Below are 10,784 nucleotides of genomic sequence, written 5' to 3'. Positions count from 1 at the left end.
CCCTCACCGGGCTCGGCTGGACCGCCCTCAACCTCGGCCACCTCGGCTGCTGCCACCCCACCTGCCTCGCAACCAGCCAGACCAGCAGCACCGACACCGGCTCCGACACGACCACCGCCGCGAGCGACGGCGCACGCAGCGGCAGGGACGGCATCCTCCGGCTCGCGAAACGACACGGGCGGGCGGCGACAGTCCTGGCCACCGTGCCGATCAACACCCTCGCCGGAGCCGACGACCAACCCGGCTGGCTCGACGGCCACGGCCCTATCACCGCCACCACTGCCCGCCGCATCGCCGCCGACGCCACCCTGCGCCGGCTGCTCACCGACCCCGCCACCGGAGAGGTCCTCGAATACGGACACACCACTTACGCCCCGCCCGCCGCACTGGCCGCGTTCGTCACCGCCCGCGATGCGACGTGCCGGTTCCCCACCTGCGACCGACCGTCAGGCGAGGCGGACATCGACCACGTGGTGCCGTACCGTCATGGCGGCACCACCGGCGCGACGAACACGTGGCTCTTGCACCGCGCCCATCACCTGGATCGGACCCATCACGGCCACATCATCCGCACCGACCCGGACGGCACCAGGTGGTGGACAACCCCCGCCGGCTTCACCTACCCCACCGAACCCGAGGCCATCGGACCCATCACCGCGAGCAGACCGACCGGATCGACCTCCGCGCCTGGCGCCAGCCAACCGCTGCAACCACCACCGTTCTGAGTGACCGTGGCCTGCGCCGAAGGCGGGCGGTCAGGGTGGCGGCCGGAGGTCAGGCCAACGCAGCCCGGCCCGCCGCCACGGCGGCCCGGACGGCGTCGAGCTGCTCGCGCACGCGATCCGGCGCGGTGCCGCCCTTCGCCGAGCGTGAGGCCAGCGCACCGGGCACCGAGAGCACCGAACGCACCGCCGGCGTCAGGGCCGGCGACACCGACGCCAGGTCGTCGTCGGTGAGGTCCCACAGCTCGATGCCGCGCGACTCGCACAGGCGCACGCACGCGCCGGCCACCTCGTGTGCCGAGCGGAACGGCACGCCCTGCCGGACCAGCCATTCCGCGATGTCCGTGGCAAGCGAGAACCCCTGTGGCGCCAGCTCCTCCAGTCGCTCGGTCTGGAAGCGCAGCGTCGCCACCATGCCGGTGAACGCCGGCAGCAGGACGTGGAGCGTGTCGAGGGAGTCGAAGACCGGCTCCTTGTCCTCCTGCAGGTCGCGGTTGTACGCCAGCGGCAGCGCCTTGAGCGTCATCATCAGGCCGGTGAGGTTGCCTACCAGGCGGCCGGCCTTGCCGCGGGCCAGCTCGGCGATGTCCGGGTTCTTCTTCTGCGGCATGATCGACGAGCCGGTCGACCAGGCGTCGTCGAGGATGACGAAGGAGAACTCCTTGGTCGCCCAAAGGATGACCTCCTCGGCGATCCGCGACACGTCCACGCCGATCATCGCCAGCACGAACGCTGCCTCGGCAGCGAAGTCGCGCGAAGCCGTCGCGTCGATGGAGTTCTCCGCCGCGGCCGAGAAGCCCAGGTACGAGGCGACGAACGACGGGTCCAGGCCCAGCGACGACCCCGCCAGCGCCCCGGAACCGTACGGCGACACGTCGGTGCGCCGGTCCCAGTCGCGCAACCGGTCGACGTCGCGCAGCAGCGCCCACGCGTGCGCCAGCAGGTGGTGCGAGAGCAGCACCGGCTGGGCGTGCTGCAGGTGGGTGCGGCCCGGCATCGCCGCGTCCAGGTGCGCCGAGGCCTGTCCGACCAACGCGTCCACCAGGTCCAGGACCAGCCCGCCGACGGTGCGCGCGGACTCGCGCAGGTACATCCGCAACAGCGTCGCGATCTGGTCGTTGCGCGAGCGTCCGGCTCGCAGCTTCCCGCCGAGGTCGGGGCCCACCCGCTCGATCAGGCCGCGCTCCAGCGCGGTGTGTACGTCCTCGTCCGCCGGCGCCGGGCCGAACGCGCCGGACTCCACATCCGCGGCCAACCGGTCCAGCCCGGCGAGCATGTCCGCGAGCTCCTCGTCGGTCAGCAAGCCGGCCCGGTGCAGCACCGTCGCGTGCGCCCGCGACCCGGCGATGTCGTGGGGCGCGAGCCGCCAGTCGAACTGCGTCGACTTCGACAGGGCGGCCAGGGCGTCGGCCGGCCCACCCTCGAACCGGGCGCCCCACAATGCGCTGTTGCTCACTCGTCCTCCGAACTCGGTCACGCGGCCAACGGCTGATGATCAAGGGAGACCGCGCCGGCCCGCAACGTCAGCCGGACCTCGCCGGAGACGGGCCGGTTCGCGGTCTCGACGAAGTCGTCCAAGGCCCGCCGCAGCGGCGAGAACCACCGGCCGGCGTGGACCAGCCCGCTCCACCGCCGGTCGACGCCGGCCTTGAACCGCGCCAGGTCACGCTCGACGGTGCCGGCCTCCAGGTCGCGGTGCGCGGCGGCCAGGACGCTCGCGCCCGGCATCGCGGTGTCACCGACGCCCTGGGCCCGTGCCCGCTGCGTTGTCAGCTCGATGGCCTGCCACATCGTGACGGTCTCACCGTCGATTGCGACCGGCCGGCCGGCGTCGAAGGTGACGACCAGCTCGTCGGCGTCACCGTCGCGCGGCGGCCCCCAGAGCGCTGCGGCGGGCCTCGACGGCACCGCGTCGACGGCAAGGCAGGTCAGGTCCGGCGCGAGCGCTGCGACGCCGGCCTCGAACCCGACCCGTGCGTCGCCGGTGAACCCGTGCGCGACGGTCCGCGCACCGTGCCGGCGCGCGGCGGCAACCAGGTGCTCGGCGACCAGCGGCGTGGACAGCGCGGGCAGCAGCCGCGGGTGCAGGGCGTTGGCCTTGAGCGCGGGGAGGCAGTGGTGGTCGGCGAACTCATCGCGGGCGTCGACGACGTCCGCCGCGACGGCCCCGGCCGCGAGGGCCCGGTCCCGGACCGCGTCGGCGTCGCCACTGCCGGGTCCCACCTGGACGGCGACGGCGACGACCCGCGCGCCGATCGACCCACCCGAACCAGGGCCTCCGAGCCCACCCTCGCCGAGGGCGAGGACGACGAGGTCAGACATGGTGGAGCGGGCTCCTCACGCCGACGGGGCGGGGAGGTTGCCCTCCGCGAGCGCCAGGAACCACGTGGCGACCCGCTCCCCGCCGTCGGGGTCGGTGGCGATGACGAGGACCGTGTCGTCGCCGGCGATGGTGCCCAGGATGTCCGTGCGCGCCGCGTGGTCGATCGCGGAGGCCAGGTACTGCGCGGCACCCGGCGGCGTCCGCAGCACCACCAGGTTGGCCGACGAACGTGCCGAGACCAGGATCTCCTCGCAGACCCGGACCAGCCGGGCGTCCACGGCACCCTCCTCGGCGGCGCGTGGACGAGTGTCGCCACCCTCGCCGGGCAGCGCGTACACCAGCCAGCCTTGGGCGTTGCGGATCTTCACCGCGCCGAGCTCGTCCAAGTCACGCGAGAGCGTGCCCTGCGTGACCTCGATGCCGCTCTCGGCCAGCCGGATGGCCAGCTCGGACTGCGACCGGATGGGGGTCTGCGCGAGGATGTCGGCGATCCGACTGTGCCGGGCCGCACGCGTGGCAGGTTGTGTCATGCCATCGCCTCCTGTGAGAGCAGCCAGGTCAGCAGCGCCTTCTGCGCATGCAACCGGTTCTCCGCCTCGTCCCAGATTGCGCTCGCCGGGCCGTCCATGACCTCGGCGGCGATCTCCTTGCCACGATAGGCCGGCAGGCAGTGCAGCACGACCGGTTCGGGCGCGGCGGCGTCCAGCGCGGCCTGTGTGAGCGCGTACGGGACGAACGGCTGCTCTCGACTCCGACCCTCCGCTTCTTGTCCCATCGACACCCACGTGTCGGTGGCCAGCACGTCGGCGTCGGCGAACGCGTCGGCCGGGTCGGTGACGTGGGCAACGGAGCCGCCGGTGGCGGCCGCGACGGCGGCGGCCTGGCGCAAGACGTCGCCGTCGGGCCCGTAGCCCTCCGGCGAGGCGACCCGGACGTGCATGCCGACGCTGGCGCCTGCCAACAGGTAGGAGTGGGCCATGTTGTTGGCGCCGTCGCCGGCGTAGGTCAGGGTGAGCCCGGCCAGCGCGCCCTTGCGTTCGCGGACCGTCTGCAGGTCGGCCAGCAGCTGGCAGGGGTGGAACTCGTCGGTGAGCGCGTTCACGACGGGGACGGCGGACGCGGCCGCCATCTCCTGGATCCTGGCCTGCGCGTACGTGCGCCAGGCGATCGCCACGCACTGCCGGTCCAGCACCCGGGCGGTGTCGGCGATGGGCTCACCGCGGCCCAGCTGCGACGTCTGCGCGTCGATGACCAGCGGATACCCGCCGAGCTCGGCGATGCCGACGCTGAAAGACACCCGCGTGCGGGTGGAGTGCTTGTCGAAGATGACGGCGACGGCTTTCGGCCCGTCGAGGGGTCGGTAGGCGAACCGGTCCGCCTTGAGCTCGTCGGCCATGTCCAGGACCTGCAGGTACTCCGACGGCGAGAGGTCGTCGTCGCGGAGGAAGTGCCGGGTCATGGTGTCTCCTTGCCGTGGGCGACGGCGTCCAGCACCGCGGGCAGGGCGGCGAGGAACTCATCGGCTTGCGCGGTGTCGAGGATGAGCGGCGGCGCCAGCCGGAGGGTGCCCGGTGCGACCGGGTTGACGATGAAGCCGGCCGCGAGCGCCTCCCCGGCTGCCTGCGCGGCCAGCGGGGTGGCCACGTTGATGCCGAGCAGCAGCCCGCGGCCACGGACCCCCTGCACCAGCGGGTGGCCGAGGCCGAGGACGCCGGCGCGCAGGTGCGCACCGACGGTCCGCACGTTGTCGAGCAGGCCGTCGCGCTCGATGGCGTGCAGCACGGCCAGCCCCGCGGCCGCGGCGACCGGGTTGCCGCCGAACGTGGTGCCGTGCGCACCCGGTCCGAGCAGCTCGGCGGCCCGACCCAGGCCGATGCAGGCGCCGATCGGGATGCCGCCGCCCAGGCCCTTCGCGACGGTGACGACGTCGGGCGTGATGTCATCGCCGGTGTGGCCGAACCAGTCGCCGGTGCGGCCGATCCCGGTTTGGATCTCGTCGACGACGAGCAGGGCGCCGTGCCGGGCGGTGATCTCGCGGGCGGCCGCCAGGTAGCCGGCCGGCGCGGGCACGACACCGCCCTCCCCCTGGATCGGCTCCAGGAACACCGCGGCGGTGTCGTCGTCGACCGCCGCCTCCAGCGCGGCGACGTCGCCGAACGGCACGAACGACACGCCTGCGGGCAGCGGCTCGAACGGCGCGCGGATGGACGGCTTGCCGGTGAGCGCCAGCGCACCCATGGTGCGGCCGTGGAAGCCGCCCTCGGTTGCGACAAGGTTCGGCCGCCCGGTGCGACGGGCGATTTTGAACGCCGCCTCGTTGGCCTCGGTGCCGGAGTTGGTGAAGAACACCCGGCCAGGCTGGCCGAGTAGGCCGAGCAGTCGCTCGGCCAGCGCCACCTGCGGAGCGGTGGCGAAGAAGTTCGAGACGTGCCCGAGGGTGGCCAGCTGCGCGGTGACGGTGGACACCAGCAGGGGGTGTGCGTACCCCAGCGAGTTGACCGCGAGCCCACCGAGCAGGTCGAGGTAGCGCCGGCCGTCGGCGTCCCACACGTAGCAGCCCTCGCCGCGCACCAGAACCCGCTGCGGCGATCCGAACGTGTTCATCAGCGACCGCTCGTAGCGCGCGGTCCAGGCCGCGTTGTTGCCGGCCGCAAGCGGGTCCTTGGAGAAGCCCGGCAGCTCGGCCAGCTGCGCGGACGCCTCCGCCTGGTACGTCATGACGCGCCCACTCCCGGTACGACCATAGTTCCCACACCTTCGTCGGTGAAGACCTCTAGCAACAGCGAGTTCGGCACCCGGCCGTCGATGACCGTGGCTTCCGGCACGCCGCCCTCGACCGCACGAAGGCAAGCCTGCATCTTCGGGATCATGCCCGCCGACAGCGACGGCAGCAGCGTCGTCAGCTCGCCGGTGGTGATCTCCTGCACGATCTCGGTGTCCCCGGCCGAGGTGCGCTTCCCAGCCGAGGCCGCGGATGTGCCAGGGTAGTTGCGGTAGAGCCCCTCGACGTCGGTGAGGACCACCAGCTTCTCCGCACCCAGCTCGACCGCCAGCGCCGCGGCCGCGGTGTCGGCGTTGACGTTGTGCACCACACCGTCCGGGTCCGGCGCGACCGACGACACGACCGGGATGCGCCCGGCGTCGATGAGGTCGCGCACGGCGTCGGCGTTGACCTCGGCGACGTCGCCCACCAGCCCGATGTCGACGGGCTCGCCGTCGACGACCGCGGGCTGCCGGCGGGCGGTGAACAGGCCCGCGTCCTCGCCGGAGAGCCCCACGGCCAGCGGCCCGTGCGTGTTCATGAGCCCGACGATCTCACGTCCGACCTGTCCGACGAGCACCATACGCACGACATCCATGGCTTCGGGCGTGGTGACACGCAACCCGCCGCGGAACTCGCTGTCGATGCCGAGCCGGCCCAGCATCGCGGTGATCTGCGGACCGCCGCCGTGGACGACGACCGGCTTGAGCCCGGCCAGCCGCAGGAAGACGATGTCGTCGGCGAAGGCACGCTTGAGTCCCTCGTCGACCATGGCGTTGCCGCCGTACTTGACCACGACGATCTTGTCGTGGAACCGCTTGAGCCACGGCAGTGCCTCCACCAGCACGCCGGCCTTCGCCAGCGCACCGACGCCGTCCAGCAACCCTTCGTGGTCCTGCAGTGTGCCGGTCATGTCGAGTACGCCGAGTTCTCGTGCACGTAGTCGTGCGTGAGATCGCTGGTCAGGATGGCCGCGGTCTGCCCACCCTCGTTGAGGTCGACCAGCACGTGCACGTCGCGGCCGGTGAGATCGACGGCGCCGGACGGCTCGCCCAGCTGGGTACCGCCCGCCCGGCACACGGTGACGCCGTTCATCGAGATGTCGATCTTCTCCGGCTCGAACGCGGCCGTCGTGGTGCCGACCGCGGCGAGCACCCGGCCCCAGTTCGGGTCGTTGCCGAACACCGCGGCCTTGAACAGGTTGCTGCGCGCGACCGCCCGGGCGACCTCGACCGCGTCCGCCCCGGTCACCGCGCCGGTGACCTCGATGCGGATGTCGTGGTGTGCGCCCTCGGCGTCGTGCCACAGCTGTTCGGCCAGATCGGCGCAGACCCGGGTGACGGCGCCGGCCAGTGCGCCAGGGTCTGCCGCGACGCCGGAGGCGCCGCTGGCCATGAGTACGACTGTGTCGTTGGTGGACATGCAGCCGTCGGTGTCGAGCCGGTCGAACGTCGTCGTCGTCGCCGTGCGCAGCGCCGCGTCCAGCGTGGCGGCGTCGGCGACCGCATCGGTGGTGATGACGACGAGCATGGTGGCCAGCGCCGGCGCGAGCATGCCGGCGCCCTTGGCCATGCCGCCCACGACCCAGCCGTCACCGGTGGCGACGGCCTCCTTGCGGACCGTGTCGGTGGTCATGATCGCCTGCGCCGCCGCCGGTCCGCCGTCGGCGGACAGGACCTCGGCCGCGGCCCGGATGCCGGCCTCGAGGATCGGCCGGTCCAGCGGCTGCCCGATCAGGCCGGTGGAGCAGACGGCGACGTCGAAGGCCTGGCCGCCGGTCAGCTCGGCGACGAGCTCGGCGCTGGCGTGCGTGGTCTGGAAGCCGTCCGGGCCGTTGTAGCAGTTGGCCCCGCCGGAGTTCAGGACGACGGCGGTGAGCCGTCCGTCGACGATGGTGCGTTCGCTCCACAGGACCGGGTTCGCCTTGCACCGGTTGGACGTGAAGACGGCGGCGGCGGCGTGCCGCGGACCGTCGTTGACGACGAGGGCGACGTCCGGCTTGCCGCTGAGCTTGAGCCCGGCCGCGACCCCGGCCGCCCGGAACCCGCCGGCCGCGGTGACGCTCACGGCGCCACCCCCGTCACGGGCAGGCCAAGTGTCTCCGGCAGGCCGAGCGCCAGGTTGGCCGACTGCACGGCCGCGCCGGCGGTGCCTTTGGTGAGGTTGTCGACGGCCGCGATCGCGACCACCCGGCCGGCCGTCTCGTCCACCGTCACCTGGACGTGCGCGGTGTTGGCGCCGAGGACGGCGGCGGTGGTGGGCCACCGCCCCTCGGGCAGCAGGTGCACGAACGGCTCGTCGGCGTAGGCGTCGGCCCAGGCGGCCCGCACGGTGTCGGCGTCACCGGTCAGCTTGGCCGTCACGGTGGCGAGGATGCCGCGGCTCATTGGCACCAGGGTCGGAGTGAACGACAGGGTGACCGGCGCGCCGCCGGCCAGCTGGAGGTTCTGCTGGATCTCCGGGATGTGCCGGTGCACGCCGCCGACCGCGTACGGGGTGGCCGCACCCATGATCTCACTGGCCAGCAGGTGCGGCTTGAGCGACTTCCCGGCGCCGGAGGTGCCGCAGGCCAGGACCGCGACGATGTCGTCGGGGGCGACGACACCGGCGGCGAGGCCCGGCGCCAGCGCCAGCGTCACCGCCGTCACGTTGCAGCCCGGGACAGCGACCCGCCTGGCGCCCGGCAGCGCGTCGCGCTGCTTGCCGCCGCCGGCCAGCACCAGCTCGGGCAGGCCGTACGGCCAGCTGCCGGCGTGCTCGGTGCCGTAGAAGCGCTGCCAGGCCGCGGCGTCGGTGAGCCGGTGGTCCGCCCCGCAGTCCAGCACGAGGACGTCGTCGGGAAGCTGCGCGGCGATCTCGGCGGACGCGCCGTGCGGCAGCGCGAGGATCACCACGTCGTGCCCGGCCAGCGCCTCGGCGGTGGTGGGCTCCAGAGTCCGCTCGGCCAGTTCCACCAGCTGCGGGTGGTGCCCGCCGAGACGCTCGCCCGCCTTCGAATGCGCCGTCACCGTGCCGACGCCCAGCTCGGGGTGCGCGAGCAGCAGGCGCAGCAGTTCACCTCCGGCGTAACCACTGGCACCCGCGATCGCGACTGTCGCTCCCATGCGAATGATTATGCAGAACTCCGCAACTTCATGCAACCGCGTATGTCCGGTTCGGCACCTCCCCCTCCCCGCCACCCCCTCGGAATGATCACGTTCAGCACGTAATTACGTGGTGAACCATGCTTGTGAGCCTGGTGAGGCGCGTGAACGCCTGGTGATGTCGGCGATCGTTGATGATCATCGGTTGCCCGGGCGCCGTGTCGCGGCAGGGCAATCGTCCGGCCCGCGAAATCCACGAGCGCTCGGAGACGCCGATGGGCACGATGGACCGATGAGCTCGCCGCGCATCGTCGCCGCCGGAGTCCGCCCGGCCTGGGAGGAGCTGCCGGCCGCGGTGCGAGCCGGCGTCGAGGACGTGCTCGGCGCACCCGTCGTCGCCGCCGTGAACCAGAGCGGCGGCTTCTCCCCCGGCCTGGCCGCCCGGGTCCGGTGCGAGGACGGCAGCCGGGCGTTCGTCAAGGCGGTCGGCACGCCGCTCAATCCCGAGTCGCCGGGCATCTACCGGGCCGAGGCGGCGGTGGTGGCGCGGATGCCGACCGAGGCACCCGTACCCCGGCTGCGCGGCACCCACGACGACGGCGACTGGGTCGCGCTGGTCTTCGACGAGGTTGTCGACGGCCGGATGCCGCACGACCCGTGGCGCGCGGACGAGCTGCGGGCGGTCGTCGACGCCGTAGTGGAGCTGGCCGAGACGCTGACGCCGTGCCCTGTCCCGGATCTCCGTCCGGCCTCGGCGGCCATGCGCGGCGAGATGCTCTGCTACCGCGAGCTGGCCGCCGACCCGCCGGGCGACCTGGACCCGTGGGAGCGCCGCCACCTGGACCGGCTGGCCGACCTGGCGAGGTCGGCACTGGATCACGTCGACGGCGACGCCCTCGTCCACTTCGACCTGCGCGCGGACAACGTGCTGCTGGAAGGCTCGCGGGTGTGGTTCGTCGACTGGCCGTGGGCGTTCCGCGGCGCGGCGTGGATCGACTCGGCGACGCTGCTGATCAACGCCGCCTACCATGGCCACGACCCCGAGCCGTACCTGGATGGTCACCCGCTGATCGCCGGTGCCGACCCGGAGCACGTGACGGCGCTGCTGGCAGGCATGACCGGGTTCTTCGGCGCCTACGCCCGCCGGCCGGCGCCGCCCGGGCTGCCGACGCTGCGGGAGTTCCAGCGAACCCAGCACGCGACGACCCTCGCATGGGTGCGCCGCCGCACCGGGTGGGAGTGAGGCGCGGCGCCTCAGCGCGCGCTCAGCAGCTCCGCCGGGACGACACGGACCTCGAATGGAGCATCCAGCTGGAGCGACTCGTCGCCAACGGCCCGGCCGGCCTCGGCGTAGACGCCGTCGCGCAGGTCCCAGGCGATGACCGATGGCTCGTCGGGGTCGACCACCCAGTACGACGGGGTTCCGGCGGCCTCGTAGCGGGAACGTTTGAGCAGCAAATCGTACCGGCGAGTGGACGGCGACAGCACCTCGACCGCCAGCTGTGGCGGCTTCGGCACATCCCCCTCGGTGAGGTCGCCGACCCGCGCGACCAGCACGTCCGGCTCGAGCACGGTGTCGTCGCTCAGCGCCACGTCGAGGAGCGCGGGGAAGACCTCGAGACCGGCCGGACAGGCGCCGTCGAGTAGCCGGAGCAGGCGGGTCACCGCCCGCTGGTGCTTCGGAGCCGGTGCCGGCGTCACGATGAGCACCCCGTCCAGCAGCTCGTGCCGATTCCCGTCATCGGGCAACGCATCGAGCTCAGCCCGGGTGAACGGCCCGGGGTTCAGCGGCGGCAGCTCGTCGCCGCGCTGCGCGGTCATGACCACCATCGTGCCTCCTGTTCGTCACGACCGCCGATGCTGCCGCGCCGGCACCGACCGCGCGAATCGCTGTC

At 72.9% G+C, this 10,784-nt stretch carries 11 protein-coding genes; 2 read left to right on the top strand and 9 right to left on the bottom strand.

The window, feature by feature from the left end; translation table 11 throughout:
* Positions 1 to 725 (top strand): HNH endonuclease signature motif containing protein (locus E1269_RS28685; RefSeq protein WP_131901099.1); only part of this gene is annotated, 725 nt, incomplete at its 5' end.
* A 49-nt stretch (positions 726 to 774) separates the two neighbouring features.
* Here the strand turns inward: E1269_RS28685 and argH are convergent.
* From argH to argC, 8 genes are read right to left on the bottom strand one after another with little or no spacing between them, the layout of a single operon-like run.
* Positions 775 to 2,178, bottom strand: a complete 1,404-nt coding sequence (argH, locus tag E1269_RS28680; protein WP_131901097.1) for an argininosuccinate lyase — start codon at positions 2,176 to 2,178, stop codon at positions 775 to 777.
* A gap of 17 nt (positions 2,179 to 2,195) precedes the next feature.
* On the bottom strand, positions 2,196 to 3,044 hold the full coding sequence (locus E1269_RS28675) for an argininosuccinate synthase domain-containing protein (RefSeq protein ID WP_131901095.1): 849 nt from the start codon (positions 3,042 to 3,044) through the stop codon (positions 2,196 to 2,198).
* 15 nt (positions 3,045 to 3,059) lie between these two features.
* Positions 3,060 to 3,575: an arginine repressor gene (locus E1269_RS28670; RefSeq protein ID WP_131901093.1), complete on the bottom strand. Its 516-nt coding sequence runs from the start codon at positions 3,573 to 3,575 to the stop codon at positions 3,060 to 3,062.
* On the bottom strand, positions 3,572 to 4,504 hold the full coding sequence (argF, locus tag E1269_RS28665; RefSeq protein WP_131901091.1) for an ornithine carbamoyltransferase: 933 nt from the start codon (positions 4,502 to 4,504) through the stop codon (positions 3,572 to 3,574). The genes E1269_RS28670 and argF overlap by 4 nt, the downstream gene beginning before the upstream one ends.
* Positions 4,501 to 5,763: an acetylornithine transaminase gene (locus E1269_RS28660; protein ID WP_131901089.1), complete on the bottom strand. Its 1,263-nt coding sequence runs from the start codon at positions 5,761 to 5,763 to the stop codon at positions 4,501 to 4,503. The genes argF and E1269_RS28660 overlap by 4 nt, the downstream gene beginning before the upstream one ends.
* Positions 5,760 to 6,719, bottom strand: a complete 960-nt coding sequence (argB, locus tag E1269_RS28655; protein ID WP_131901087.1) for an acetylglutamate kinase — start codon at positions 6,717 to 6,719, stop codon at positions 5,760 to 5,762. The genes E1269_RS28660 and argB overlap by 4 nt, the downstream gene beginning before the upstream one ends.
* Positions 6,716 to 7,873 (bottom strand): bifunctional glutamate N-acetyltransferase/amino-acid acetyltransferase ArgJ, encoded by a 1,158-nt coding sequence (gene argJ, locus E1269_RS28650; RefSeq protein WP_131901085.1) that lies wholly within the window; start codon positions 7,871 to 7,873, stop codon positions 6,716 to 6,718. The genes argB and argJ overlap by 4 nt, the downstream gene beginning before the upstream one ends.
* Complete coding sequence (gene argC, locus E1269_RS28645) at positions 7,870 to 8,910, bottom strand: N-acetyl-gamma-glutamyl-phosphate reductase (RefSeq protein WP_131901083.1); 1,041 nt, start codon at positions 8,908 to 8,910, stop codon at positions 7,870 to 7,872. The genes argJ and argC overlap by 4 nt, the downstream gene beginning before the upstream one ends.
* Positions 8,911 to 9,181: 271 nt before the next feature.
* On the opposite strand from argC, the gene E1269_RS28640 reads away from it, so the two are divergent.
* On the top strand, positions 9,182 to 10,132 hold the full coding sequence (locus tag E1269_RS28640; protein WP_131901081.1) for an aminoglycoside phosphotransferase/kinase family protein: 951 nt from the start codon (positions 9,182 to 9,184) through the stop codon (positions 10,130 to 10,132).
* Between the two features lie 11 nt (positions 10,133 to 10,143).
* On the opposite strand, the gene E1269_RS28635 is transcribed toward E1269_RS28640, so the two are convergent.
* Entirely contained in the window at positions 10,144 to 10,710 is a 567-nt protein-coding gene (locus E1269_RS28635; protein ID WP_203434167.1) for a Uma2 family endonuclease, read from the bottom strand.
* Positions 10,711 to 10,784 lie beyond the last annotated feature (74 nt).

The sequence above is a fragment of the Jiangella asiatica genome (assembly GCF_004349065.1).
GTDB classification, from domain to species: domain Bacteria; phylum Actinomycetota; class Actinomycetes; order Jiangellales; family Jiangellaceae; genus Jiangella; species Jiangella asiatica.
Note: the sequence above shows the minus strand (reverse complement) of the source record. Positions and strands in the feature narration are given on the sequence as shown.

Excerpts from the sequence above, each read along its gene's own strand:
- E1269_RS28640 (WP_131901081.1), top strand. The coding sequence starts at position 9,182 with ATGAGCTCGCCGCGCATCGTCGCCGCCGGAGTCCGCCCGGCCTGGGAG.
- E1269_RS28675 (WP_131901095.1), bottom strand. The coding sequence starts at position 3,044 with ATGTCTGACCTCGTCGTCCTCGCCCTCGGCGAGGGTGGGCTCGGAGGC.
- argC (WP_131901083.1), bottom strand. The coding sequence starts at position 8,910 with ATGGGAGCGACAGTCGCGATCGCGGGTGCCAGTGGTTACGCCGGAGGT.
- argB (WP_131901087.1), bottom strand. The coding sequence starts at position 6,719 with ATGACCGGCACACTGCAGGACCACGAAGGGTTGCTGGACGGCGTCGGT.
- E1269_RS28635 (WP_203434167.1), bottom strand. The coding sequence starts at position 10,710 with ATGACCGCGCAGCGCGGCGACGAGCTGCCGCCGCTGAACCCCGGGCCG.
- E1269_RS28660 (WP_131901089.1), bottom strand. The coding sequence starts at position 5,763 with ATGACGTACCAGGCGGAGGCGTCCGCGCAGCTGGCCGAGCTGCCGGGC.
- E1269_RS28670 (WP_131901093.1), bottom strand. The coding sequence starts at position 3,575 with ATGACACAACCTGCCACGCGTGCGGCCCGGCACAGTCGGATCGCCGAC.
- argF (WP_131901091.1), bottom strand. The coding sequence starts at position 4,504 with ATGACCCGGCACTTCCTCCGCGACGACGACCTCTCGCCGTCGGAGTAC.